The sequence below is a fragment of the Nonomuraea harbinensis genome (genome assembly GCF_019396385.1).
In the GTDB taxonomy this organism is placed as follows: Bacteria; Actinomycetota; Actinomycetes; order Streptosporangiales; family Streptosporangiaceae; genus Nonomuraea; species Nonomuraea ferruginea.
Window position 1 is genome coordinate 23,477 of the sequence record NZ_JAHKRN010000023.1, and the last position, 23,723, is coordinate 47,199.

Below are 23,723 nucleotides of genomic sequence, written 5' to 3' on the forward strand. Positions count from 1 at the left end.
GGTGTGGCGGACGCGGGCTTCGACGAGCAGATGCAGCTTGGTGGTCCGTCCGCTGCGGGATCGTCCGAGCGCCTGCCGGTTTTGCGATTGCTTCGTATCGATCGTCCCGCCGTCGTCCCCCTTTTTGCGGGCTCCGGCCGCGTGTTGATGGGCGCAGCCGCCACAAATGCCGTCGACCACCTGCCGGTGATCGCGCCAGGGACAACCCGGCCATCGGTCACCGGCAGCAACGGCTCGATCCGCGACCACGCCTTGTCGGTCAGCTCACCACGTCGCACCACGATCAGTGAGGCTTTTCCGTGCGCCCAGCAGAGCAGGAGGTGAAGCCGTGACGTAGTGGTGGATCCGGTTGTTCGTGAGCTCGTCGTCGCTTGCCGGTGGAAGTCCGGCCCGGGTAGCTGCCAGGAGGCCCGGCCGTAGTACCGCTATCAGTCGGCCGGACAACACGACCGGCGGTGAGGGAAGGGCCGCTGCTTCGTCGATGCGCAGCGACTGACCAGGGAGGGGCCCGGTGAGTGCCGCGTGTTCGCCACGCATGCGAGCCTGTCCGGACGCGCAACGGCCGCCGTTGCGGCTTCCTTTCCACCCCTGAAGCTTCTCCACCCCCTGCGTATCGGGCGTCAGGAGTGCAGAATGCCGGCGCGGGCGGCGGCGAGGGCAGCATCCGCCGCACGTTCAGCGTCGCGTTCGGTGACCGGTTCGTGGGTGATGAATAGCCGGTAGTAGATGGGCGCGACGGCCGTTCTGATCACGTCTGCCACGTCAGTGTCCGCAGGGAGCTCGCCCCGCGCGACCGCCCGCCGCACCACTTCGGCTGCCTGTTCGTGGCGGGCGGCGAAGAAGTCGTGCAGCGCCTGCGCGGGCCCGGTGCTCTGTACGGCGGCCGACACGAATGCGGCGGAGATCGGCCCGGCGACCGGATCGGCGAACCCGCTTCGCACCAGCCCGGCGATCTCCCGCAGGTCCTCGCGGAGTGAGCCGGTGTCGGGCAGCGGCCACGGCTCCTCCCTGGCCAGTTCGAGCGCGTCGGCGATCAGGCCCTCCGCGCTGCCCCATCGCCGGTACACGGTGGTTTTGTGCACGCCCGAGCGGATCGCCACGTTCTCCACCGTCAACCCGCTGTAGCCGTGCTCGGCCAGCTCGGTGAGGGTCGCCTGTCGTACGGCGTCGCGCACGCGGGCGCTGCGACCGCCGGGACGCTTGTCCAAAGTCTACTCCAGTTGCGTTAGGAGGGATTTCTATGCTAGCTTAAAGCAACAGTAGTTGCGATTGGAGTACCTCTGCCTACACAGCTTTCCCTCCGGGGAGTCTCGAAGTCCTACGGCGAGCACCGCGTCCTTGACCAGCTCACCTTCAGCATCCGGCCCGGCGAGCGCGCCGGAGTCGTCGGCGAGAACGGCTCCGGCAAGTCCACGCTGCTCAAGATCATCGCCGGGGTGGACCAGCCAGACGACGGTGAGGTGACGGTAGCGGCCGCCGGCGGCGTCGGCTACCTGGGCCAGACCCTCAACCTGCCCGACGACCACACCGTCCAGCAGGCCGTCGACGCCGCGCTGGCCGAGCTGCGCGCACTCGAGCGCGACATGCAGCGCGCCGCCGAGGAGCAGGACCTGACCCTGTACGGCGAACTGCTCACCGCCTTCGAGGCCCGTGACGGATACGAGGCCGACGCCCGTGTCGACAAGGCCATGCACGGGCTCGGCCTGGCCCAGATCGAGCGCTCACGCGAGCTGTCGACCCTGTCAGGCGGCGAGCAGGCCCGGCTCGGCCTGGCCTGCGTGCTGGCCGCCTCACCAGAGATCCTGCTGCTCGACGAGCCCACCAACCACCTGGATGAGGCGGCGCTCACCTGGCTGGAGGACCGGCTGCGCGCCCACAAGGGCACGGTGGTGGCAATCTCACACGACCGGACCTTCCTGGACCGGGTGGCCACGACGATCCTCGAGGTCGAGGGCGGCACGATCACCAGGTTCGGCGGCGGCTACACCGGATTCCTGACCGACAAGGCGGCCGCCCGGCAGCGCTGGGAGCAGGCCTACGCCGCCTGGCGGGAGGAGGTTGAGCAGGTCAAGGAGTTCGCCGCGACCACGGCGCGCCGCGTCGCGCGGGGCCGCGAGATGAAGGACAACAACAAGATGGCCTACGACCGCAACGCCGGCCGCGTGCAAAGCTCGGTCGCCTCGCGGGTACGGCAAGCCACAGAACGCCTGCGCCGCCTAGAAGCCGACCCGGTACCGCGACCGCCCAAGCCTTTGTGTTTCCGCGGCAGGTTCGCGGGCGCTGGCACGCACGTCGACCACGGCAGGCTGCGGATCGAACCGGGCGACCGGTTGCTGATCACCGGGCCGAACGGCGCGGGCAAGTCGACGCTGCTGGCGGCTATCGCGGCCCAGGCCGGTCGGCGGGCAGGTTACCTCGCGCAGGAAGTCACCTTCGACCCCGAAAAGACGGTCATGGAGACCTACGGCGGCGACCCAGAAGCCCTGCTCGCGACGGGCCTGTTCCACCGCGAGGCGCTGCACCTCAAAGTCGGCGCACTGTCCGAGGGCCAGCGGCGGCGACTGGCGCTGGCCGAAGTGCTGGCGGGCGAACACGACCTGCTGCTGCTGGACGAACCCACCAACCACCTCTCGCTCACCCTGGTCGAGGAGCTCGAGCAGGCGCTCGGCGACTACCAGGGCACGCTCGTGGTGGTCACGCACGACCGGGCGCTACGGCGTCGCTTCACCGGTAAGGAGATCGCTCTTTCATGTTGATCGACGGTTCACCGTACGGCATCACCTGCGGCCCCGACGGCGCGCTCTGGTTCACCCTCGTCCATCAGGGCCGCATCGGCCGGGTCGTGCCGGGTGCGGAACCCACGCTGTTCCCTCTCGATCCGGCCGACGGTCAGCCCACGGTCATCACCCCGGGACCGGACGGCGCGCTGTGGTTCACCGAGTTCGCCGGCGGCCGGATCAGGCGGATCACCGTGGACGGCGTTGTCACCACGTTCGATGTGGCCTCGCCGTACGGCATCGCCGCCGGCCCCGACGGGGCCATGTGGTTCACCCAACTGCAGGACGACCGGATCGGACGCATCACCCCAGACGGGCAGGTGTCGTCGTACCCGCTGCCCGGCACCGGCGCGATGCCCTCCGCGATCACCGCAGGGCCGGACGGCGCGCTGTGGTTCACGCTCAACCAGGGCAACGCGATCGGCCGCATCACGACCGGCGGCGAGGCGTCGACGTACCCACTGCCCACACCGGGCGCGGCACCGGTCGGCATCTCCCCGGGACCGGATGACGCGCTGTGGTTCGTGGAGATCGGCGCCGGCCAGGTCGGCCGGATCGACACCTCGGGCGCGATCATCGAGTTCCCGCTGCCCGACCGCGCCGCCCGGCCGCACGCCATCGTGGCCGGGCCGGACGGCGCGCTCTGGCTTACCGAGTGGGGTGCCAGCAGGCTGGCCCGTGTCACGACCGACGGGAAGATCGAGGAGTTCCCGCTGGAGGGCGCGGAACCTCACGGCCTCGCCGTCGGTCCGGACGGGGCGATCTGGGTCGCGATGGAGTCCGGTGCCCTGACGCGTCACAGCGTGTAGGCGAGCGTGAGCACCTGGAACTCGAACTCCATCGCCTGGCCGGAGATTCCGGCCAGGTCCCCGGTCCCGGAATTGGGGATGATATTCCCGTAGCTGGACTGATCAGGGCCGTCGGCCAGGCCGCCGTGCTGGATGACGATGGTGCCGTGCCGACCGTCCAGCACGCCCTCGATCCTTTCGGAGGCCACGTAGCCCCCGCCCGCCGTTCCCTGCGTGGTGAGCACCTCAGCGACGCCTGGCGGTAAAGCGTGGCGCGGCTGACGCCGAGCCGTTCGGCGATCTGAGCGACGGGTGTAGCGGCGCTTGCCGTCGGCGCCCGTGATGTCATACAGGGCCGGGCCATCTCGACGCCGTGAGTGTCCAGGGCCGGTGGGCGGCCACCGACCGCGGCGGCAGGCACAAGGACCCCGACCACGTATGCGCGCGACCTACACCCGCACCCAAGGGGGTACGGCACCTGTTCGCCGCCCTGAACCTGGGCCGCAACAAGATGTACGGACACATCAAGAGGCGCAAGCGGCGCGGTGAGTTCCTGGAGTTCTGCCGCTACCTGCGCAGCCTCTGCCCGACCGACGTCCGGAGGGCGATCATCTGTGACAACTTCAGCTCGCACAAGCACCAAGAAGGACGAGCGGCTCGGCGGGTGAGCGCAGGCGAACAACGTCGAGATCGCCTACACGCTGGCCGATTCCTCGGGGATGAACCGGATCGAGGCCCAGTTCACCGCGCTGCGGGCGTTCACTCTCAACGGCGCCGACCACGCCGGCCACCGCGAGCAGGGCAGCATGATCCGCCGTTGCATCGCCTGGCGCAACCGCAACACCGACAATCCCCGCCTGTGCCGGATCGTCAGGAGGGCGAACGATCCGGTAGCAGGCCACTCTCTCGATCGCCGCTGGGCGTCAGGGGCCTTAGCTGCCGGCCTGCCGGAGGCTGATGAGATTGCCATCGGGGTCGCTGAGGATGGCGAAGACACCGCCGGGCTGCTGACTCGGGGGGCCGATGAACGCAACGCCGCGCTCGGTGAGAGCGCGGTACTCCTTGTCAAGATCTTCGCAATCGATGACCAGGCCGCGCAGCGACCCGGGCGGCATCTCATCGAACCAGGTCACCAGGGTCAGGCTGGTCTGAGCGCCGGGGATGCCGACCTGAATCCAGCGCATCTCATCGCCGAAAGTGGACTCAGCGATGAGGTCGAAGCCCAGCTTGTCGAGGTAGAAGCTCTTGGCTCGGTCCTGGTCGCTGACCGGCACCGACACGACGGAGATGAACTGCACGGCGCTCCTTCTATCGGGTTTCGCCGATACCCTATCATTGCGGGATGGGGCGACCACAGGCTGATGGAGATCCGTTTCGAGCGATCGCCGATCCGACCCGACGGAAGATCATCGAACTGCTCTTCGAACGGCCGCGCACGGCCGGGGAGCTCGCGAACAGTTTCACCACCTGCCAGTCGACCGTCTCAGAACACCTGGGCATCCTGCGTCGGGCCGCTCTGGTGAGCTACACCGAGCACGCCGGTCGCCGCATCTACACCCTCGCGCCTTCTCCGCTTACCGAGATCGCCACGTGGTCCGCGCAATACGCCCGGCCGAGACGATCGGAGTCCCTGGAGCGGACTGCGAAGATCAGCCGAGCGTGAACGTCCCGGCGCGGATACGGCGCCGGCTGGGAGGGTGGACCTCATGATGGAGGACTTGCGGGACGCCGAGCGCCGACTCCAGGCCGCGCAGCTCGCTGGAGATGTCGAGGCGCTGGATCGGCTGCTGGATGATCGGCTGATCTTCACCTTCGGTGGGAACGTCGCGACCAAGGCGGACGACCTGGAGCTGCACCGCACTCGGGCGCAGGTGCTGACGAAGGTGGCCGAGGAGGAGTTGACCGTGCTCGCCGATGGGCACACCGGGGTGACGTGGTTTCTCGGCACCGTCGAAGGGACCGTCTCCGGTACGCCGTTCGCGGCCAGGATGCGCTACACCCGTACGTGGCTGTACGGCGAGGAGCACGGCTGGCGAATCATCGCCGTGCACGCCGGCACGACCGATTGACCTAGCCGACCACCTTCAGTTCGCGTGAAATCTGGGCCTTGTCGAGATTCACTCATGGTGGGTCCGAGGCTCATGCGTGCTGGAGGGCGACGAGCTTCCGGTGACACGAACCGGATCGCGAGACACTACATCCTGCTGTTCCAGCCACTTGAGGATCGCTTGGTTCGTGTCTTCGGGCTTTTCCTGCTGGATCCAGTGACCGCAGTCCAGGCCGACCACTTCCACGTTGGGCACGAACTCTGTCAGGTTTCCGGACCTCGGGATCGCCAGGTCCCGGTCGCCGTAGATCATGAGGGCGGGCTGTTGGATGATCGGGTTCACGTCCGCCAGCAGATGCCAGTTGCGGTCGAGGTTCCTGTACCAGTTGATGCCGCCCGTGAATCCCGATGATTCGAATGCCGAGACGAAGACGGCCAGTTCGCTGTCGCTCATGACGGGCTCGCCGAGGGGTGTGTCCGCCCTGGCGAGATTCATCAGCGCCATGCCCGGCTCAGGGGCCGCGAAGGGCACGTTCTTGCGATACAAGTTGCGGAGGAATCGGAAGGTGTTGTCGTCGAATACGGCGTCCGCGACGCCCGGCCGCCGATTGAAGTGGACGAAGTAGAAGTCGCCGCCGAGCATGTCTTCCATGAACTCGATCCACGGCCTTTCTCCGCGCTCCTGGTAGGGCAGGCTCAGGTTGATCACCTTGTTCACACGGCCGGGGTGCAACAGGGTCAGTCCCCAGACGACGAACGCACCCCAGTCATGGCCGACGAAGGTGGCGTCTTGGTATCCGTAGTGGTCGAGGAGCGCGACGAGGTCACCCGACAGGTGTTCGATGTCGTAATCCGTCACCTCCGTCGGGCGGGACGAGTTGCCGTAACCCCGCTGGTTCGGTGCGATGACGTGGTAACCGGCCGCGGCGAGGGCGGGCATCTGGTGACGCCAGGAGAAGGCGTGCTCCGGCCAGCCGTGGCAAAGCACGACAGGCTTTCCCTCGTTTTCTCGGCCTGCTTCGAAGACTTCGAGTTCCACACCGTTGACCGGAATAAGGGTGGGCTTGGGAAAATTGAGCATCGCGTGTTCCTCATTGTCTTTGCGGATGATCGGGCGCCGGCGCACCCCTGACAGGCCCGGGTGTTCGCTTGCGGTCGACCTCGCCGGTGAGGTCGTATCGCCATCCTGCCGACCAAAACCGGTCACCCCACGACCGGTTTCGTGTGAGAGTTTTGTCGGCGTGCGAACCGACCGGCTGGTGGCCATCCTCCTGATGCTGCAGCGGCGCGAGCAGGTGACAGCAGCAGAGGTCTCCCGAGAGCTGGAGGTCTCCGAGCGCACCGCCCGCCGCGACCTCGACGCCCTGGCCATGGCCGGGGTGCCCGTGTACTCGGTGCAGGGCCGAGGTGGCGGCTGGCGCCTGGTGGGCGGCGCCCGTACCGACCTGTCCGGATTGACCGCGAGCGAGGCCCGCGCCCTGTTCCTGGTCGCCGGCCCGGCCTCGGCTGCGACGCCGGCCGTGAAAGCGGCTCTGCGCAAGCTCGTCCATGCCCTGCCGGAGCCCTTCCGGACGCAGGCCGAGGCGGCAGCGTCGTCATTGGTCATGGACCCGCAGCGATGGGGGTCGAGCCCGGTCGAGCGCCGACCGCCTCGCTTCCTCGACGAGCTCCAGGACGCGGTGATCCGCGGCGTCCAGGTGCGGCTCGGCTACGTCGACCGCGACGGCGCCGAAACCGAGAGAACTGTCCACCCGCTGGGCATCGTCGCCAAAGGCCCGTCGTGGTACCTCGTCTCCACCACCGAGACCGGCCGGCGGACCTTCCGGATCGACCGCGTGTCATCCGCCGACCCGACCGGCGATCCCGTGCACCGGCCCGAGGACTTCGACCTCGCCGAGAGCTGGCGCGAGATCGCCGACGAGGTCGACCGCAAACGAACACCGGTGGAGGTCCAGGCGGTCTGCGTTCCCCACGGGATCGGCATACTCCGGATGGGGCTCGGTGCTCGGCTCGAGGTGGGAGGTTCCACGGCCGACGGCCGCATCGAGGTCGTGATCCGCGGCTACGACGAGTACACGCTCGCCGGCGAGCTCGCGGGGCTGGTCGAATGGCTCGAGGTGACCGGCCCTCCGGGTGTCCGAGACCACCTGGCCTCGATCGGCAACGCGCTCGCCGAACGCTACCGCTGAGACCGTCACCTGACCGGACCGAGTACGTCAGAACCGTAGGGTGGTTTGCTTAATGATCACATCAGGCGGCGGTCTCAGGGTGGTCGGTCGGCGTCGGGTCCTGCGATGTCGGCCGCCTCGGGCGCGCCCACCGAGGTGAACAGGGTGAGGGCGCGTTTCCTGGCGGCGTGGGCGGCGGTCCGGTCGCCGTGGGCCTCGCGCGCGTCGGCGAGCGCCCGGTACGCCCGCCCGCTCCACAGCGGGATGCCGATCGTGTCGAAGATCCCGGCGGCCTCCGTGAGATGGCCGATCGCCTGACGCGGCTGGCCGTTCCGGCAGTGCAGGATGCCGAGAGCGGTCCGGATCCGGCCCTCGGTCAGCGGTTCGCCGAGAGGCCGGTTCAGCGCCAGGGCCTGCCTGAAGAGGCCGGCCGCGGCGCCGAGCGCCCCGGTGTTCAGGCGGACCAGGCCGAGACCGTAGCGGGCCTCGGCCTCCTCGCGCGGGTCGGCGAGGTCCTCCGCGATCGCGAGCATGTCCTTGAACGCCGACTCGGCCGGTCCCACCTCCGCGGCGGCGAGGTGGAGCTGCCCCAGCCAGTACAGGACCTCGGCGTGCACCCGCCGGTCACCGTCGCGTCCGGCCAGGAGCGCCCGCTCCAGGTGCGGCCTGGCGTGCTCCAGGCGGCCTATCTCCACGAGGAGCTGCCCGAGCGAGCGCAGCAGCAGGACCTCGGCGCCGAGGTCGCCGGAGGCGCGGTGGACCTCCAGCGCCTCCTCGTGCAGCGCGACCGCGTGGTCGTAGCGGCCGAGCATCCCGTCCACGTGCGCCGCCACGCCCAGCGCGTACACCAGGCCCTGCCGCTCGCCGATCTCGCGGAAGAGGCGCATCGACTCCTCCAGCGCCTCGGCGGCGCCGGCGTAGTCGTGCCGGTAGGTGCCCAGCAGCCCGAGCCCCATGAGCATGGTCGCCGTGCCGCGCGCGTTGCCCGCCAGACGGGTGCACGTCAGCGCCGCCCTGAGCGTCTCCTCCCAGTCGTCGTTGTGCCCGCGGGTGAGGAAGAGCGTGTAACCGCTGGCGACCAGGTCCCAGCACAGCTCGTCGAGGCCCGCGGTGGCGGCCTGGTGCACCGCCGTCATCAGGTTGAGCCGCTCCAGGTCGTACCAGGCCAGCGGATCCGCGGGCAGGTCCGGCAGGCCCGCGGTCCAGCGCGGCGCGTCGCTGTGCAAGGTGGCGAAGTCGCCGCCGGACACCGCGATGTGCGCGCGTTCCGTGAGCGCCAGCCAGCCGCCGAGGGCCCTGGCGATCGCCGGCCGCGGATCCTCGCTCCCCGACCCCCTGGCGAACAACCGGACCAGGTCGTGCAGCCGGTATCGGGCGCGGCCGGTTCCGGACGGCTGCAGGAGCTGGGCCGCCACGAGCTCGTCGAGCAGGGGGCCGATCCCGTCCGTCGTGGTGTCGAGCAGCGCGGCGCACACCCAGGACGCGAACTCCGGCGCGTACAGGTGTCCCAGCAGGTGGAACAGCCGCCGGGACGCCGCGCTGAGCCTGGCGTGACTGAAGGACAGGCCGGCCCGCACCTCCAGGTCGCCATAGGTGAGCTCGTCCAGCCGGCGGCGCTCGTCGGCCAGGCGCCGCACCAGCTCCGCCAGCGGCCAGTCGGGGCGGGTCGCCAGCCTGGCGCCGGCGATCCGCAGCGCGAGCGGCAGGTGCCCGCAGAGCCGGGCGAGGTCGCGGGCGGCGTCGGCCTCCGCCTCGACGCGGCCGGTTCCGACGATGCGCGCGAGCAGGTCGACGGCCTGCCCGCCCTCCAGGACGCCCAGCTCGACCAGGACCATGCCGGACAGCCCGGCCAGCCTGGACCGGCTGGTGACGAGCACCGCGCAGCCCGGCGTGCCCGGCAGGAGCGGCCGGAGCTGGGCCTCGTCCACCGCGTTGTCGAGCACCACGAGCATCCGCAGGCCGGCCACCGCCGAGCGGTACTGTTCCGCCCGCTCCTCCAGTCCCGGCGGGATCTCGTGCCCCTGCGCGCCGAGCGCGCGCAGGAACCTGGCCAGCACCTCGACGGGCTCCGCGGGGCGGGCCTGGCCGCCGCCCAGGTCCACGTAGAGCTGCCCGTCGGGGAACGATGCGGACACGCGGTGGGCGACGTGCGTCGCGAGCGCGGTCTTGCCGACGCCCGCCTGGCCCGCGACGGCCGCGACCACGACGCCGGTGGCGGTGCCGGCCGTCCGCAGCAGGGTCTCCAGCCGGTCGGCGAGGTCCTCCCGTCCCGTGAAGTCGGTGATGTCCGGGAGCAACTGGCGCGGGCGCGTCCGATCCGCCCGCGGCGCGGGCGGTGCGTCCAGCGCGCCCGTGAGGATCGCGTGCTGGAGGTCCCGCAGCTCGGCCCCGGGTTCGAGGCCCAGCTCCGTCACGAACGTCGCGCGGGCCCGGCGGTACTCCTCCAGCGCCTCCGCCGTGCGCCCGGCCCGGTGCAGCGCCGTCATCAGCAGCGCGCGCGGCCGCTCCCGCAGCGGATGCTCCTCCACCAGCGTCTTCAGGTCGCCCATGACCTCGTGATGACGGCCGAGCCGCAGCTCCAGGGCCACGCACTCCTCCAGGACGGCGGTCCGGTCCTCCAGCAGCCGTCGCGCCTGCGCCACGGCGACCGGGCTGTCCAGCTCGGCGAGCGGCCGGCCGCGCCACAGCGCCAGGGCGGCGCGCAGGCGGGCCGCCGCGTCGTCGGCGCGGCCGTCCGCGGCGAGCCGCCGGCCCGACTCGACGTGCCGGGCGAAGGAGAGGGCGTCGAGCTCGCCGGGCAGGACGCGCAGCAGGTAGCCGCCGCGCCGGGTCTCCAGCGTCGTGGCCGGGACGCCGCCCGCGACGAGCGTCCGGCGCAGGCGGCCGACGCTGTTCTGGATCTGCCTGCGGGCGGAGGGAGGGGAGCGGCCCGGCCACAGCGAGTCGATCATGAAGTCGACCTCGACCGGCCGGTTGGCCCTCAGCAACAGCACGGCCAGGAGTTCGCGCTGGCTGCGCCCGGCCACGGTCACCGGTCGCCCGGACGCCGTCACCTCCAGCGGGCCGAGTATGCCGAACCAGACGACGCCGTCCACGCTGTCCTCCGAACCGCAGCGGCACCGAGGAAATCGATCACGGCGAGTGTAACGTGTTCTGCCTCACAGACCTCCGGCATGTTGACAGATGAGTAGCGATAATTGACAGGCGTGGAAAATGGCGCGCGCCGCCGGCGCGCGCCATTTTCAGGCCGTCGCTCAGCCGGGCCTGCAGTGCCGATCCGTACGGGGACGCCAGGTCCAGTTCGGTGTCGTCCTGCCGCGGATGGAAATGGTGAGGCACCCGCCCCTGTTGTGGTCGATGTCCACGAGCGCCCCACGGAAGTCCGACCACCGGCCGCCGCCGGTCGCCTCGTTGCACTTGGCCCTGATGGCCTGGTTGCGGATGTCACGGCACGCGGGCCGCAGGATGTCGCTCAAGGTCTTCCTGGCGGCGGATTCGACGGAGCGGCCCCGGGCCCGCAGGTTCTTGTAGTGCCCGAGAATGATCGAGGAGACTCCGAGATAACGGCCGCTGCCGTTCCTGTAGAGCGTGATGTCGTATGACTGCGGATCGCCGTACCGCAGGGTCCACTCCCCGACGCGTTTGCCGCCGACGAGGACGTACGACTCGTCCCACTTACACGCCGACGCGACCAGCACCGTGACCATGAGCAGGGGAATGAGTAATCGCTTCATGGCGCCTCCTCAGGGGTTTCCCCCAGTGTCCTCAGCGGCGTCATAAGCGAGTCATACGACGGCGGTCAGGTGGCGGCCTCCTCACGGCGGCCCTTGGCGAAGTGGCCGCGGCAGTGGGGGCAGCAGAACCCGTACGTCTGCCCGTCCAGCTCCAGCGTGACCGCCTTCTCCTTCGCCACCGTGGCCCCGCACACAGGGTCGACGTAGGTCCCCGGTGGCGCCTCCGCGGGCGCTTCCCGCTTGGCGTCCTCGATCATGGTGAGCATGTCGGACGACCGGCGCACCCGCCCTCCGATGCCGTACCCGCCCTGAGGGACGCCGAAGACGTGCACGATCGCGTCGCCGCCCGGCACGGCGGCGGTGACCTCGGAGACGAGGTGCTCGCTCATCTCCTTGGCCCAGGCCGGCGCGTACACGTTCACCACGCACCGCGCCGGACCCGCGGTCACCCAGATCGCGGGCTCGTGCACCACCACGTGGCCGAGCGAGTCGAACAGGGCCAGCACGCCGGGGTCGGCGGCCTCCTCGTCGCTCTCGGTCGCGGCGAAGATCCGGCTGGGCGCCAGCCTGGCGGCGATCTGTCGCAGCTCCTCCTGACCGAACGCGCCCCGGCGGGCGTAGACCTCGATGAAAAGCATGATTGTCCTTCCCGGTGTGGTGTCGTCTCCGAGGCTGCGTGGACGCGCTGTCAGATCACGCACAAGCTCCTGTCAGCCGGCTCCAGAGCGTCCTCCAGGGGACCGTCAGCAGCTCAGAGGAGGATGAACAGGTACGAACAGCCCTTATGCTGAGTCCAGATCGTTACCGGATGGGCCCGCGGTTCACGTGTGATGACCCCTGCTGCGGGCACTGTCCATCGACCGGAAGAGGACGACAGCCACACGGCGCTGTCTGGAGAGGGTGGCGGTGCCGGAATGATCGCTGGGGATCCCCCCGCTCTTCCGCTGGTGCTTTTGGTGGAGGACGACCCCCAAGACGCGTTCATCGTGCGGGAGCTGCTGGAAGACGGCGACCTGTCGGTGCGGCTGGAATGGGCGCGATCGCTGGACGAGGCGCGCCACCTGCTCGCGCAGCAGCGGGTCCAGTGCGTGCTGCTCGACCTGGGCCTGCCCGACGCGCGCGGCCTGTCGGCGCTGGCCGCGATGCGGGAGGCGAGCGGCGACGCCGCGGTGGTCGTGCTGACCGGGCTGGCCGAGGAGCAGGCGGGCCTCGCCGCGGTCACCGCGGGCGCCCAGGACTACCTCGTCAAAGGGCGCGTCGAAGGCGAGTGGCTGGGCCGCACCCTCCGTTACGCGATGCAGCGCAAGCAGGCCGAGCAGGCGGCGGTGGCGCTGCACGCCGAGCGGCTGCGCGCCGAGGAGAACGCCCGCCTGGAGCGCGGCCTGCTGCCGACGCCGCTGCTGCAGCAGATGCCGATCCAGGTGGCCACCCGCTACCGCGCCAGCCGCGTGTCGGGCACGCTCGGCGGCGACTTCTTCGACGTGGTGGAGGACGACGACAAAGTCGTGCACGCGATGATCGGAGACGTGTGCGGCCACGGCCCCGACGAGGCCGCGCTCGGCGTGTGCCTGCGCATCGCGTGGCGCACGCTCGTGCTCAGCGGCGTGACGGGCACCGCCCTGCTGCGCCAGCTGGAGCGCGTCCTGCGGGCCGAGCGCGGCGGCGACGAGATCTTCGTGACCATGTCGACGCTCGCCCTGGAGTCCGACCAGCGCACGGTCCGCGTCTGGCGGGCGGGCCATCCGGGGCTGCTGGTCCACTCCGGCAGCTCGGTCACCTGGGCCGAGCCCGGCATCGGCCCGGCGCTGGGGCTGCCCCTGGAGTCGGAGTGGGAGCCGACCGAGCTGGAGCTGCCCGCGGGCGGCGGGCTGACGCTGTTCACCGACGGGCTGTTCGAGCGCCGGCTGCCCGGCGACGGCATGCGACTGCTGGGCGAGGAGGGCCTGCTCGCGGTGGCGCGCAGGCACGCCCACCTGAACGGAGAGGAGTTCGTGGACGCGTTGATCTCCGGCACCGAGCAGGCCACCGCGCCCGACGCTTCCGCCGACGACGTCGCTGTCGTCCATCTGCGCTGGAAGGAGGAGCAGTGAACGCCGGCACCGCGTGGCGGCGGCTCACCGTCCATCAGTGGTTCCTGCTCGTGCTCGCCGCGATCATGATCGTGGTCATGATCTTCGGCGTGATCGCCGCGGTGATGCTCCAACGCACCACCGACCTGGCGGACGACCTGGTCGACCGCATCTCGCCGGCGCGGATCGAGGCCGCCGAGCTCCAGGGCACCCTGCTCGACCAGGAGACCGGCGTGCGCGGGTTCCTGCTGACCGGGAACCGGCAACTGCTCGAACCGTACGAGCGCGGCATGGCCGACGAGCAGCGCCACCACGAGCGCGTCGAGGAGCTCGTCCGCGACGAGCCGGAGATCCTCTCCCACCTGCGGCAGATCAGTGAGGCGTCCGCCGCCTGGCGGCGCGGCTACGCCGAGCCGCTCGTCGCGGAGCGGCAGGCCGACAACCCGATCAGCAACGCGCAGATGGAGAGCGGCAAGCCCGCGTTCGACCGCATCCGGGCGCTGACCGACACCTTGAACGACAGCCTGGCGCAGAGCCGCCAGCAGGCGCGCGACGAGCTGATCCAGGCGCAGACCCTGCGCAACTGGATGTTCGCCGCCATGATCACGACGTTCCTGGTGGCCGGGCTGGCGATGGCCGTGCTGCTGCGCCGGGCCGTGGTCCGGCCGCTGGACGAGCTGCGCATGGCCTCGCGCGAGGTGGCCGAGGGCAACTTCGACCACCCGATCCCGGCCCACGGACCGGCCGACATCCGCGAGGTCGCGCTGGACGTGGACGCGATGCGTACCAAGCTCGTGGCCGCGCTGGAGACCTCCCGCGAGCACGAGGCGACGCTGAGCACGCAGGCGGCCGACCTCGACGCGCAGGCGGTGGAGCTGCGCCGCTCCAATGCCGAGCTGGAGCAGTTCGCCTACGTGGCCTCGCACGACCTGCAGGAGCCGCTGCGCAAGATCGCCACCTTCTGCCAGCTGCTGGAGAAGCGCTACACCGACGCGCTCGACGACCGCGGCCGGCAGTACATCCGCTTCGCCGTCGACGGCGCCACCCGCATGCAGGGCCTGATCAACGACCTGCTGAGCTACTCGCGGGTGGGCCGGCTGTACGACGCGCGCCGGGCGGTGAACCTCAACCTGAAGCTGGACAAGGCGCTGGACAACCTGGCCACCGGCATCGAGGAGTCGGGCGCGACGATCGAACGGCCGGACGACCTGCCGGAGATCACCGGCGACCCGATGCTGCTGACCATGCTCTGGCAGAACCTCATCGGCAACTCCATCAAGTTCCGCCACCCGGACCGCCCGCTGGTCATCCGGATCGACCATGAGCAGGTGGAGGTGAGTGAGTGGCGCTTCTCACTCACCGACAACGGCATCGGCGTCGACCCGGAGTTCGCCGACAAGATCTTCGTCATCTTCCAGCGTCTCCACAGCCGCGAGGCCTACAGCGGCACCGGGATCGGCCTGGCGATGTGCAAGAAGATCGTGGAGAACCACGGCGGACGAATCTGGCTGGACACCGCATACCAGGACGGCGGAATCCGGATCTGCTTTACGCTTCGTTCTGACACGCTCTCCTCGGAGGCCCGATTCGCGGCCGCCACAGCCAGCTCAGAAGGATCCCGTACATGAGCTCCATCGGACAACCCATCGAAGTGCTCCTCGTCGAGGACGACCCCGGCGACGAGCTCATCACCCGGGAGGCCTTCGAGGACAACAAGATCGGCAACAACCTCCACGTGGTCCGTGACGGCCTGGAGGCGCTCGACTTCCTCTACCGGCGGGGCGACCACGAGGGCAAGCCGCGCCCCGACCTGATCCTGCTCGACCTCAACCTGCCCAAGTACGACGGCCGTCAGGTCCTGGAGAAGATCAAGGGCGACCCGGAGCTGCGGGCCATCCCGGTGGTGGTGCTCACCACGTCCTCCGCCGAGGAGGACATCCTGCGCAGCTACAAGCTGTTCGCGAACGCCTACGTGACCAAACCCGTCGACCTGAGCCAGTTCATGGCCGTGATACGGCAGATCGACGAGTTCTTCGTCACGGTGGTGCGACTGCCGGGCCGCAGCCACTAGCCCGGATCAGCCCACCTGCTCCAGGTAGTGCGGGTTGTACATGACGCCCAGGATGTTGCCGAACGGGTCGACCACGGACCCGGTCACGAAGCCCTCACCCCGTTCGATGATCTCCTGGTGTTCCTTGGCGCCCATCGCCAGCAGCCGCTCGTAGGCCGCCCGCACGTCGTCGACGTGCCAGTACGCGACCACCCCGGCCTGTTCCCCACCGTGCGGGCGCCAGGCGCTGTCGATGAGGCCGAGCTCGGCCTCATGGTCGCCGATGCGGAACTCGGTGTAGCCGAGCCGCCCGTCGGGCCCGTTCCGGTGGAAGTACGGCTCGACGCCGAGGAGTTCGGTGTACCACCGCTTGGCCGCCTCCAGGTCGTCGGCCCAGTAGCTGATCGTCGCGAGTCCGCGCAACATGTGATGCCCCTTTCGTTCTGGTAGGACCCACGTTAGGAGCCGTTGAGGAACGTGCGTTTCCTCAACGGGTGGCATCATCGGGGGCATGCTGGAAACCTCGGTGCGGCTGCTGCGGCTGCTGTCACTTTTCCAGGCCCGCCCCGGCTGGACCGGCGCCGAACTGGCCGGGCGGCTCGGCGTGACCACCCGCACCGTGCGCAACGACGTCGAGCGGCTGCGCCTCATGGGCTACGAGATCTCCTCGACCACCGGCACCGCGGGCGGCTACCGGCTGGGGGCGGGGGCCGCGCTGCCGCCCCTGCTGCTCGACGACGAGGAGGCCGTCGCGGTGGCGGTCAGCCTGCACGCCGCCGCCGGCGGCACGGTCACCGGCATCGAGGAGACCTCGCTGCGCGCGCTCGCCAAGCTGCGGCAGCTGCTGCCGTCGCGGCTGCGCCACCGCATCGAGGCGGTACGGGACGCGACCGTCTCGGTCACCGGCCGCGGCCCCACCGTGGACGCGGCGACCCTGACCGCCGTCGCCGACGCCGTCCGCGCCAGGGAGACGCTCCGCTTCGACTACCAGGGCCATGACGGGACCGTCAGCACCCGGGCCGCCGAGCCGCACCGGCTGGTCCACACCGGCCGCCGCTGGTATCTGCTGGCCTGGGACACCGCGCGGGGCGACTGGCGGACGTTCCGCGCGGACCGCCTCACCCTCCGCGTCCCCAACGGCCCCCGCTTCACCCCCCGCGAGCTGCCCGACGAGGACGCGGCGACCCGAGTGGTCCGCGGCGCGGGCTCCACCGCCTGGCGCCACCAGGCCAGGGTCCGCCTGCACGCCCCCGTCGAGGTGGTGGCGGATCGGCTCACCCCGGCCGCCGGGCTGCTCACCGCGGACGGCGACGGCGCCCTGCTGGAGACCGGCGGCGACTCGCTGCACGACCTGGCGGGCTTCCTCGGCAGCCTGGGCGTCGGGTTCGAGGTGCTGGACCCGCCCGACCTCCGCGCCCACCTGCGCGAGCTGGCCGCCCGCTACGCGAGCGCGGCCGGGGTCAGCGGCTGAGCGCCGCGCGGGACTCCTGCAGGAACGCCCGTTCCGCCCCGTTCTCCGTACGGGCGATCGCCTCCTCGTACGCCCGAGCCGCCTCCCGCGTACGGCCGAGCCGCCTGAGCAGGTCGGCGCGTACGGCGTGGAAGAGGTAGTAGCGGTCCAGGTCGAGGGCCTCGACCAGGCCGAGAGCCTCCCGCGGGCCGGACACCTCGGCGACCGCGACCGCGCGGTTGAGCGCCGCCACCGGGCTCGGCGCGACGGCCATCAGCAGGTCGTACAGCGCCACCACCTGCCGCCAGTCGGTCGGCGGCTCGCTGTGCACGGCGTTGATCGCCGCCTGGATCTGGTACGGCCCCGGCCGGTCGCGCCGCAGGCAGCGGCGCACCAGCTCCCGCCCCTCCTCGGCCAGCTCATCGTTCCACAGCCGCGGGTCCTGGTCGGCGAGCCGGACGAGCCGGCCGTCGGGAGTCGTGCGGGCCGGGCGGCGCGACTCCAGCAGCAGCATGAGCGCCAGCAGGCCGAGCACCTCCGGCTCGTCCGGCATCAGCTCCGCCAGCAGCCGCCCCAGCCGGATCGCCTCCGCGCACAGGTCCTCGCGCACCAGCCGCTCGCCGGACCCGGCCGCGTACCCCTCGTTGAAGATCAGGTAGAGGACGGCCAGCACCGGTCGCAGCCGGTCCGGCAGGTCCGCCTCGCGCGGGATCCGGTACGGGATGCGCGCGTCGCGGATCTTGCCCTTGGCGCGCACCAGCCGCTGCGCCATGGTCGTCTCCGGCACCAGGAAGGCACGCGCGATCTCGGCGGTGCCCAGGCCGCCGAGCAGCCGCAGCGTCAGCGCCACCTGGGCGGGCCTGGACAGGGCCGGATGGCAGCAGGTGAAGATCAGGCGCAGCCGGTCGTCGCGCACGGGCCCCTCCTCGGCGGGTTCGTCACGGGCGTGCAGCAGGGCCGCCTGGGCGTGCTTCCCGGCCCGCGCGGACTCGCGGCGCAGCCGGTCGACGGCGCGGTTGCGGGCGGTGGTGATGATCCATCCGGCGGGGGAGGGCGGCGGCCCTTCCTCGGGCCACCGCCGGACCGCGACGGCGAACGCGTCCTGGACCGCCTCCTCGGCGAGGTCGATGTCGCCGAGGATGCGGGTGAGCACGGCCACGGCCCGGCCGTACTGCTCGGCGAAGACGCGTTCGACGTCGGTCATCGGAAGGGGCGGACCTCGATCGGCAGCCCGACGACCTCGGCCAGCCTGCCGCCCCAGCCGAGCGCCGCGTCGAGGTCGGGCGCCTGGATGACGGTGAAGCCGCCCAGGTGCTCCTTGCCCTCGGTGTACGGGCCGTCGGTCATCAGCACGTCGCCGTCCTTCGCCCGCAGTACGGTGGCGGTGCTCGGCGGGTGCAGGGCGGCGGCGAACACCCACGCGCCGGCCGTCCGCATCTCCTCGTTGAGCGCGTCCAGCTTCCGTATGACCGGCTCCAGGACCTCGGGCGGCGGCGGGTCGCCGTCAGGCTGGTAGATGCTGAGCAGATACTGCTTCATCGGCTTTTCCTCTCTCTCACCCGTTATACGAACGGCCCCCGCCGGGATCGACAGAGGGCCGGCCCGTTTTCCGGCAGCGGTCAGCGTGCCGTCAGGCGAAGTGGAGGACGGAGACCGTGAGCGGGCCGCCGGTGATCACGGTCGTGGGCTGTAGTAGCCCTCGACCGGAGCCCGCGCCTCCTCCGGCAGCGCCGGGCCTTCCTGGGGCACCGGCGGGAAGCCGCCGCCCGGCTTCATCGCGTCGAGCTGCTCGCCGGAGAGGGCGAACACGACGCGGCCGAGGCCGGAGCGCTCGATGGCGCCCGCGCACATGCCGCACGGCTGGCAGCTCGTGTACATGGTGGTGCCGGCCGCGGTGGCGGGGTCGAGCTCGCGCGCGGCCCAGCGGGCCAGCTTCAGCTCAGGGTGGGCGGTGATGTCGCGGTCGGCGACGGTGGTGTTGCGCTCCTCGGCCAGCACGGTGCCGTCGGGGCCCACCAGCAGCGACCCGAACGGCGGGTTGCCGGCGTCGCGGGCGGAGGCGGCCAGCTCGATGGCCCTGCGCAGGCGGCGCTCGTCGTCGTGGTTCACCGGAGTTCCCTTCGGGCGGCGACGGCGGCCAGCGCGTGCCAGGCCGTCTCGGGGTGCGCGGTCTCGGCGGGGTCGCCGTTGAACGGGTCGAGCACGACCGTGGCGGCGCCGAGGTCGCGCAGCTCGGCGAGGTCGCCGATGATCTGGTCGAGGGTGCCCTCGCCGGCCAGCCGGTCGGGGCCGGTGACGGGGGTGTCGGTCATCCGGAGGGCGATGCGCGGCACCAGCTCCGGCACCTCCGCCCGGCCGAGCGTCTCGCGCAGCCAGGGGAGCCGGAAGCGCAGCGGGTGCCAGGCGTCGCCGAGCCGGGCGGCCCGGCGCAGGGCGGCGTCGCTGTTGCCGCCGACCCAGATCGGGATGCGGCCGGGCCCGTAGTCGCGCTCGTCGGCCCAGGCGGCGCGCATCGCCTCGACGTACTCGTCGGTGAGCGCGCCGCGCCGCCCGAACGGCACGCCGAGCGCGTCGAACTCCTGCCGCGCCCAGCCGACGCCCACGCCGAGCACCAGCCGCCCGCCGCTGAGCTGCTGCAGGTTGGCGGCCATGCGGGCGGTCAGCAGGGGATGCCGGTACGGCACCACCAGCACGGTGGTGCCGAGCCGGATCCGCCGCGTGACGCCCGCCAGCCAGGCCAGCGTGGTGAACGGCTCGTAGAACGGCGCGGGGTACTGTCCGGCCACGTCGGGGGTGATCACGAGGTGGTCGGAGAGCATGAGCAGGTCGTAGCCGAGCCCTTCGACGGTCAACGCCCAGCGTTCGAGCGTGCCGGGATCGGTGCCGGGTCCGAAGTTGGGAACGTTCACCCCGAGGCGCATCGGATCAGCTTAGGGCCTGATCGCCGGAGCCTCCAGCGGCCCCGGCGGATCGAGGCGGCGGCCCGCCCGCGCCCGGATGTGCGCGGTGGCGTCCTCCAGCGCCTCCCCGGCGAGGGTGGTGTTGTCCTCGTACGTCACTCCCGGCGGGACGGCGTCGCTGCCGACCGGGTCGGCGTCCCAGAAGTTGCCCCGGTACGTGACGTTCTCCAAGAGCGGGAAGACCTGCAGGACCGCGGTGTTGTCGGCGCGCGCCACGACGTTCCCCTCGACCGTCACCCAGGCGGCGCCGTAGTCGGTGTAGAGGGCGAAGTGGTACGGGGTGCGGGTGTCGGTGATGACGTTGCCGCTGATCAGCGCGGCGTCGGCCGCACTCGCGCCCTGGGGGCCGGAGACGTAGACGCCGCCGCCGTCGGCGAGCACCCGCATCGCGCCGGTGACCAGGTTGCGCAGGATCCGGGTGCCGTTCGCGGGCCCGGCGGCGATGCCGCAGTGGGCGGCGTCGGTGATCTCGTTGTGCGCGATGGTGCACGCGGTGGTGCCGGACACGGCGATGCCGGGGGAGCCGGGGTAGTCGAGGCCGGGGCGTTCGATCAGGTTGTCCTCGATCACGACGCCCGTGCCGCCGTCGGCGGAGACGGCCGAGGCGGAGAGGTCGTCGAAGACGCAGGCCCGGACCGCCAGGCCGGAGCCACCGGACAGGCCGAGCGCGGTGGCGCCCATCCGGGTGAACCGGCACCGCTCGAACGTCACGCCCGCGCAGCCGTCGAGGGTGACGGCGGCGGGGATGCTCTTCGACTCTCCCGGTACGGTGACCCACGCCTGGTCCTCGACCACGACGACCTTCTCGACGGGGCCGCCGTCGTAGTAGCCGGTGCTGTGGTAGTGCAGGAAGCCCTCCGGTAAGCCGGGCCTGGACCAGGTCGTGTCGGCGAACGTCAGGCCGCGCACGGTGACGTTCCTGGCTCCGGTGGCGCGCAGCACGGTCCCGGCTTCCGCGGCGACGGCCGTTCCGGGCCGCTCGCCGCGGTACAGGAGCCTGCGGCGGGAGCGGTCGAGGACGAACGTGCCCGGCTCGGTGAGGAAGGACGGGTCGTTCTCGATCCTGGTGGGCAGGCCGGGGCCTGACTGGGTCTGGCCGTCCCAGGCCGAGTTGTACAGGTCGAGCGCCCAGCCGAAGGCGGGCTGCGCCATGACGACCTCGGTGCCTCCGGCGGTGACGGCGGCGACCGGGCATCTGGCCTCGGTCCAGGGATAGACGCCCCGGTAGACGAACTCGACGCCGGCCGGGTTCTCCCAGGCGAGCGGCTCGGACGTGACGTAACCCGTGACGGTCTGGGTGGCGTCGCCGGGGAAGCCTTCGATGGCCGCGCGCTCGGCCCTGCGGCCGTCGACGTGCAGCCTGCGGGTGTCGAGGTCGCCCGCGTCGGCGGCCCACACGCCGTCCTCCCAGGCCCAGCCGGTGATCGTCCGGCCGCCGCTGATGACGGCCTCCTCCTGGTCGTGGGGCTGGAGGGTGAGGTCGCGGTCCTGGTCGGTGAGCTCGAACGGCGGGTACGAGCCCGCCCTGAGGTGGATGACGGCCTCGCCGCCCTTCCTGGCGGCCTCAAGTGCGCGGGGGATGGTGGCGAAGGGGCGGTCGAGAGTGCCGGGGGCGTCGTCGTCGCCAGCGGGGGACACGAAGATGTCGTTTATGGCGTACACAGGTATATACCATAAACCATGGCGTACGTAGATCCGGTGGAATTGCTGTGGCGGGACGCGGGCGGCGATCCGCGGCAGGGGCTGAGCGTGGACGCGATCGTGCGGGCGGGCATCGAGGTGGCCGACGCCGAAGGGCTGTCGGGGCTGTCGATGCGCAAGGTGGCCGAGCGGCTCGGCTTCACCACGATGTCCCTCTACCGCCACGTCCCCAGCCGCGACCACCTCGTCGACCTCATGCGCGACACCGCCATCGGCGAACCCCCCGACACCTCCGCGCCGTCCCCCGACAGCGCAGCGCCGTCTCCCGGCGCTGCGACCCCGTTCCCCGGCGCCGTAGCCCCACCCCCCGGCACCTCCGCGCCGTCTCCTCGGTCGCGCACCGGTGGAACGGGCGCCGCCGAGGGGGCGGACGCTGTTCCGGCGAGGGCAGCCGAGAGGGCGGACGTCGGAGCGGCCGGTGGCTGGCGGGAGGAGTTGGAGGCGTGTCTGCGGCAGGGCTGGGAGGTGCGCAGGCGGCACCCGTGGCTGGCGGAGGTCCGGGGCACCCGGCGCCTTCCCGGCCCGAACGCCGTCGCGTTCTACGACCGCCTGCTCGGCATACTCTCCGGCGCCGGCCTCACCCCCGCCCGGACGGTCGCGGCCGCCGACCTGCTGGGGAGGTTCGTGGACGCCGAGGCGTTGCGTCTGGTCGAGGTCGCCGCGGCCGAGCGGGCCAGCGGCGTGGGCGAGGAGGAGTGGTGGGGCGCGCGGGACTCGCTCTACGAGCGCCTGAGCGCCTACCCGGTCGTCACCGCCCTGTGGGAGGCGGGCGCCTGGGACGAGCCGGCCGACCCCTTCGAGTTCGGCCTGGCTCGGCTGCTGGACGCCATCGAACTCCTCGCTGGTGACGAAACGCGTGACGAAACTTGCGGCGTGTGCGGCACTCCTCTGCCGGGCGCCATGACCGGCCGGCCGCGCGCGTACTGCTCCCGGGCCTGCCGCCAGCGCGCCTACCGGGAACGGCGGGCCCGGCGATGACGGCACGCCCCGAGCCCGCGCGGGCGTGCGAAAATCAACCCCCGTGCTGAGACTGACGTTCACCGAAGCCGATCTGCGCAGGATCACCTTCGCCCCCGAGCCGAACGCCGTGTTCGAGACGGCGCTCAGCGTGCGACTGCTGTCCAGTGCCCGCGGCGGAGGCCGGTGGCGGCCCGGCGCGCGACGCCCGCCCCGCGGCGACTTACCGGCCCGGTCGGGCGTCATCAAGGAGCTGGTCAGCGCCGACGGCTTCGTGCCGGACTTCCTGCTGCAGCCGGACTGCCATGATTTCGCCGCCGCAGTGGAGCGGATCGGCCAGATCCCCGCCGACCGGATCGCAGCCGAAGTAGGGCTGCTTTCCGCCCGCGACCCGAGCCGGGGATTACGGGAGCTGGCCGCCGGGTCGGACGCCGGGCGGCGGACGCTGACGACCGACCTGCGCGCCTATTTCGCCTCGTCGCTGGCGCCCATGTGGCCGGCGGTGCGGGCGGCCGCCGCCGCCGACCGCTCGGTGCGCCTCGAAACCCTGCTCCGCGGGGGCCTGGACGCCATGCTGGCCACGCTCAGCGTCACCTGGCGCTGGGACCCGCCCGTCCTGCACATCCCTTCGGCTCACACGTACGACGTCCGGCTGTGCGGGCGCGGGCTGCTGCTGATCCCCTCGTACTTCGCGCCGTCACCCGTACTGACGTACCGGCCCGACGACTCCACGGTGCTGGTGTACCCGATATGCCGCGGCGAGGAGTCGTCGGGTTCCGCGGACGCCCTCGGCCCGCTGCTGGGCCGCACCCGGGCGGCGGTCCTGGCCGCCCTGCGCGTCCCGGCCACCACGACGGCGCTGGCGGAGCGCGTCGGGATCTCCCTGCCCTCCGCCAGCCAGCACGCCACCGTGCTGCGCAACGCCGGCCTGATCCGCACGTCCAGGATCGGGGGAGCCGTCCTGCACACGCTGACCCCGTCGGGCGAGTCACTCCTGCGGGGGGACCCGGCGGCCCGGTAAG

24 protein-coding genes and 1 pseudogene are annotated in these 23,723 nt (G+C 71.4%); 11 read left to right on the forward strand and 14 right to left on the reverse strand.

Annotated elements, in window-relative coordinates; genetic code table 11:
• Positions 1 to 6: 6 nt before the first annotated feature.
• Together KME79_RS47470 and KME79_RS23410 are read right to left on the reverse strand one after the other, a co-directional pair.
• Positions 7 to 287 (reverse strand): annotated as a pseudogene (locus KME79_RS47470) (hypothetical protein); the annotation flags it as partial.
• Positions 288 to 620: 333 nt separating this feature from the next.
• Positions 621 to 1,208 carry a TetR/AcrR family transcriptional regulator gene (locus KME79_RS23410; protein ID WP_246640290.1) on the reverse strand — a complete coding sequence of 196 codons (588 nt, stop codon included), beginning with the start codon at positions 1,206 to 1,208 and terminating at the stop codon, positions 621 to 623.
• A gap of 72 nt (positions 1,209 to 1,280) precedes the next feature.
• On the opposite strand from KME79_RS23410, the gene KME79_RS23415 reads away from it, so the two are divergent.
• Positions 1,281 to 2,756: an ABC-F family ATP-binding cassette domain-containing protein gene (locus KME79_RS23415; RefSeq protein WP_246640305.1), complete on the forward strand. Its 1,476-nt coding sequence runs from the start codon at positions 1,281 to 1,283 to the stop codon at positions 2,754 to 2,756.
• Positions 2,750 to 3,586 carry a Vgb family protein gene (locus KME79_RS23420; RefSeq protein WP_219546317.1) on the forward strand — a complete coding sequence of 279 codons (837 nt, stop codon included), beginning with the start codon at positions 2,750 to 2,752 and terminating at the stop codon, positions 3,584 to 3,586. The genes KME79_RS23415 and KME79_RS23420 overlap by 7 nt, the downstream gene beginning before the upstream one ends.
• Here KME79_RS23420 and KME79_RS46465 read toward each other — a convergent pair.
• Both KME79_RS46465 and KME79_RS23430 read right to left on the reverse strand, forming a co-directional pair.
• Positions 3,574 to 3,810, reverse strand: coding sequence for a DUF3224 domain-containing protein (locus tag KME79_RS46465; protein ID WP_219546318.1), 237 nt, complete (start codon positions 3,808 to 3,810; stop codon positions 3,574 to 3,576). The genes KME79_RS23420 and KME79_RS46465 overlap by 13 nt on opposite strands.
• Before the next feature lie 687 nt (positions 3,811 to 4,497).
• A complete protein-coding gene (locus tag KME79_RS23430) occupies positions 4,498 to 4,863 on the reverse strand; it encodes a VOC family protein (protein ID WP_219546319.1) in 366 nt (121 codons plus the stop codon).
• Positions 4,864 to 4,907: 44 nt separating this feature from the next.
• Between KME79_RS23430 and KME79_RS23435 the strand changes: the two genes are divergently transcribed.
• Both KME79_RS23435 and KME79_RS23440 read left to right on the forward strand, forming a co-directional pair.
• Positions 4,908 to 5,228 carry an ArsR/SmtB family transcription factor gene (locus KME79_RS23435; RefSeq protein ID WP_219546320.1) on the forward strand — a complete coding sequence of 107 codons (321 nt, stop codon included), beginning with the start codon at positions 4,908 to 4,910 and terminating at the stop codon, positions 5,226 to 5,228.
• Between the two features lie 43 nt (positions 5,229 to 5,271).
• Complete coding sequence (locus KME79_RS23440) at positions 5,272 to 5,634, forward strand: nuclear transport factor 2 family protein (RefSeq protein ID WP_246640291.1); 363 nt, start codon at positions 5,272 to 5,274, stop codon at positions 5,632 to 5,634.
• Positions 5,635 to 5,682: 48 nt separating this feature from the next.
• On the opposite strand, the gene KME79_RS23445 is transcribed toward KME79_RS23440, so the two are convergent.
• Positions 5,683 to 6,879 (reverse strand): alpha/beta fold hydrolase, encoded by a 1,197-nt coding sequence (locus tag KME79_RS23445; RefSeq protein ID WP_219546321.1) that lies wholly within the window; start codon positions 6,877 to 6,879, stop codon positions 5,683 to 5,685.
• Between KME79_RS23445 and KME79_RS23450 the strand changes: the two genes are divergently transcribed.
• Positions 6,854 to 7,801 carry a helix-turn-helix transcriptional regulator gene (locus KME79_RS23450; protein ID WP_219546322.1) on the forward strand — a complete coding sequence of 316 codons (948 nt, stop codon included), beginning with the start codon at positions 6,854 to 6,856 and terminating at the stop codon, positions 7,799 to 7,801. The two genes, KME79_RS23445 and KME79_RS23450, sit on opposite strands and share 26 nt — an antisense overlap.
• Before the next feature lie 74 nt (positions 7,802 to 7,875).
• On the opposite strand, the gene KME79_RS23455 is transcribed toward KME79_RS23450, so the two are convergent.
• The 3 genes from KME79_RS23455 to KME79_RS23465 form a co-directional block, all read right to left on the reverse strand.
• The gene (locus KME79_RS23455) at positions 7,876 to 10,875 is read right to left on the reverse strand and encodes an AfsR/SARP family transcriptional regulator (protein ID WP_219546323.1); all 3,000 of its coding nucleotides are present in this window, start codon (positions 10,873 to 10,875) and stop codon (positions 7,876 to 7,878) included.
• A gap of 159 nt (positions 10,876 to 11,034) precedes the next feature.
• The gene (locus KME79_RS23460) at positions 11,035 to 11,514 is read right to left on the reverse strand and encodes a hypothetical protein (protein WP_148031645.1); all 480 of its coding nucleotides are present in this window, start codon (positions 11,512 to 11,514) and stop codon (positions 11,035 to 11,037) included.
• Between the two features lie 65 nt (positions 11,515 to 11,579).
• Complete coding sequence (locus KME79_RS23465; RefSeq protein ID WP_219546324.1) at positions 11,580 to 12,152, reverse strand: YHS domain-containing protein; 573 nt, start codon at positions 12,150 to 12,152, stop codon at positions 11,580 to 11,582.
• Between the two features lie 318 nt (positions 12,153 to 12,470).
• Here KME79_RS23465 and KME79_RS23470 point away from each other — a divergent pair, with 318 nt between their 5' ends.
• From KME79_RS23470 to KME79_RS23480, 3 genes are read left to right on the forward strand one after another with little or no spacing between them, the layout of a single operon-like run.
• Positions 12,471 to 13,604, forward strand: a complete 1,134-nt coding sequence (locus KME79_RS23470; RefSeq protein ID WP_308249022.1) for a PP2C family protein-serine/threonine phosphatase — start codon at positions 12,471 to 12,473, stop codon at positions 13,602 to 13,604.
• Positions 13,601 to 15,211, forward strand: a complete 1,611-nt coding sequence (locus KME79_RS23475; RefSeq protein ID WP_308249023.1) for a sensor histidine kinase — start codon at positions 13,601 to 13,603, stop codon at positions 15,209 to 15,211. The genes KME79_RS23470 and KME79_RS23475 overlap by 4 nt, the downstream gene beginning before the upstream one ends.
• The gene (locus KME79_RS23480) at positions 15,208 to 15,654 is read left to right on the forward strand and encodes a response regulator (RefSeq protein ID WP_219546326.1); all 447 of its coding nucleotides are present in this window, start codon (positions 15,208 to 15,210) and stop codon (positions 15,652 to 15,654) included. The genes KME79_RS23475 and KME79_RS23480 overlap by 4 nt, the downstream gene beginning before the upstream one ends.
• Positions 15,655 to 15,660: 6 nt before the next feature.
• Here KME79_RS23480 and KME79_RS23485 read toward each other — a convergent pair whose 3' ends face one another.
• Positions 15,661 to 16,059, reverse strand: a complete 399-nt coding sequence (locus KME79_RS23485) for a VOC family protein (protein ID WP_219546327.1) — start codon at positions 16,057 to 16,059, stop codon at positions 15,661 to 15,663.
• Positions 16,060 to 16,144: 85 nt separating this feature from the next.
• Here KME79_RS23485 and KME79_RS23490 point away from each other — a divergent pair, with 85 nt between their 5' ends.
• Positions 16,145 to 17,104, forward strand: a complete 960-nt coding sequence (locus tag KME79_RS23490) for a helix-turn-helix transcriptional regulator (RefSeq protein ID WP_219546328.1) — start codon at positions 16,145 to 16,147, stop codon at positions 17,102 to 17,104.
• Here KME79_RS23490 and KME79_RS23495 read toward each other — a convergent pair.
• From KME79_RS23495 to KME79_RS47075, 5 genes are all read right to left on the reverse strand, one after another.
• Positions 17,094 to 18,287, reverse strand: coding sequence for an RNA polymerase sigma factor (locus tag KME79_RS23495; protein ID WP_219546329.1), 1,194 nt, complete (start codon positions 18,285 to 18,287; stop codon positions 17,094 to 17,096). The genes KME79_RS23490 and KME79_RS23495 overlap by 11 nt on opposite strands.
• A complete protein-coding gene (locus KME79_RS23500; protein WP_219546330.1) occupies positions 18,284 to 18,622 on the reverse strand; it encodes a YciI family protein in 339 nt (112 codons plus the stop codon). The genes KME79_RS23495 and KME79_RS23500 overlap by 4 nt, the downstream gene beginning before the upstream one ends.
• A 135-nt stretch (positions 18,623 to 18,757) precedes the next feature.
• Positions 18,758 to 19,192, reverse strand: a complete 435-nt coding sequence (locus KME79_RS23505; RefSeq protein ID WP_219546331.1) for a nucleoside deaminase — start codon at positions 19,190 to 19,192, stop codon at positions 18,758 to 18,760.
• Positions 19,189 to 20,004 carry an LLM class flavin-dependent oxidoreductase gene (locus KME79_RS23510; RefSeq protein ID WP_148031637.1) on the reverse strand — a complete coding sequence of 272 codons (816 nt, stop codon included), beginning with the start codon at positions 20,002 to 20,004 and terminating at the stop codon, positions 19,189 to 19,191. Before KME79_RS23510 ends, KME79_RS23505 begins: the two co-directional genes overlap by 4 nt.
• 9 nt (positions 20,005 to 20,013) lie before the next feature.
• The gene (locus KME79_RS47075) at positions 20,014 to 21,705 is read right to left on the reverse strand and encodes a right-handed parallel beta-helix repeat-containing protein (protein ID WP_219546332.1); all 1,692 of its coding nucleotides are present in this window, start codon (positions 21,703 to 21,705) and stop codon (positions 20,014 to 20,016) included.
• A gap of 18 nt (positions 21,706 to 21,723) precedes the next feature.
• Between KME79_RS47075 and KME79_RS23520 the strand changes: the two genes are divergently transcribed.
• Complete coding sequence (locus tag KME79_RS23520; protein WP_219546333.1) at positions 21,724 to 22,722, forward strand: TetR/AcrR family transcriptional regulator; 999 nt, start codon at positions 21,724 to 21,726, stop codon at positions 22,720 to 22,722.
• Positions 22,723 to 22,765: 43 nt separating this feature from the next.
• A complete protein-coding gene (locus tag KME79_RS23525) occupies positions 22,766 to 23,722 on the forward strand; it encodes an ArsR/SmtB family transcription factor (RefSeq protein ID WP_219546334.1) in 957 nt (318 codons plus the stop codon).
• Position 23,723: the final 1 nt, after the last annotated feature.

Excerpts from the sequence above, each read along its gene's own strand:
- KME79_RS23420 (WP_219546317.1), top strand. The coding sequence starts at position 2,750 with ATGTTGATCGACGGTTCACCGTACGGCATCACCTGCGGCCCCGACGGC.
- KME79_RS23435 (WP_219546320.1), top strand. The coding sequence starts at position 4,908 with ATGGGGCGACCACAGGCTGATGGAGATCCGTTTCGAGCGATCGCCGAT.
- KME79_RS23440 (WP_246640291.1), top strand. The coding sequence starts at position 5,272 with ATGATGGAGGACTTGCGGGACGCCGAGCGCCGACTCCAGGCCGCGCAG.
- KME79_RS23445 (WP_219546321.1), bottom strand. The coding sequence starts at position 6,879 with ATGGCCACCAGCCGGTCGGTTCGCACGCCGACAAAACTCTCACACGAA.
- KME79_RS23460 (WP_148031645.1), bottom strand. The coding sequence starts at position 11,514 with ATGAAGCGATTACTCATTCCCCTGCTCATGGTCACGGTGCTGGTCGCG.
- KME79_RS23465 (WP_219546324.1), bottom strand. The coding sequence starts at position 12,152 with ATGCTTTTCATCGAGGTCTACGCCCGCCGGGGCGCGTTCGGTCAGGAG.
- KME79_RS23480 (WP_219546326.1), top strand. The coding sequence starts at position 15,208 with ATGAGCTCCATCGGACAACCCATCGAAGTGCTCCTCGTCGAGGACGAC.
- KME79_RS23485 (WP_219546327.1), bottom strand. The coding sequence starts at position 16,059 with ATGTTGCGCGGACTCGCGACGATCAGCTACTGGGCCGACGACCTGGAG.
- KME79_RS23490 (WP_219546328.1), top strand. The coding sequence starts at position 16,145 with ATGCTGGAAACCTCGGTGCGGCTGCTGCGGCTGCTGTCACTTTTCCAG.
- KME79_RS23495 (WP_219546329.1), bottom strand. The coding sequence starts at position 18,287 with ATGACCGACGTCGAACGCGTCTTCGCCGAGCAGTACGGCCGGGCCGTG.
- KME79_RS23500 (WP_219546330.1), bottom strand. The coding sequence starts at position 18,622 with ATGAAGCAGTATCTGCTCAGCATCTACCAGCCTGACGGCGACCCGCCG.
- KME79_RS23510 (WP_148031637.1), bottom strand. The coding sequence starts at position 20,004 with ATGCGCCTCGGGGTGAACGTTCCCAACTTCGGACCCGGCACCGATCCC.
- KME79_RS23520 (WP_219546333.1), top strand. The coding sequence starts at position 21,724 with ATGGCGTACGTAGATCCGGTGGAATTGCTGTGGCGGGACGCGGGCGGC.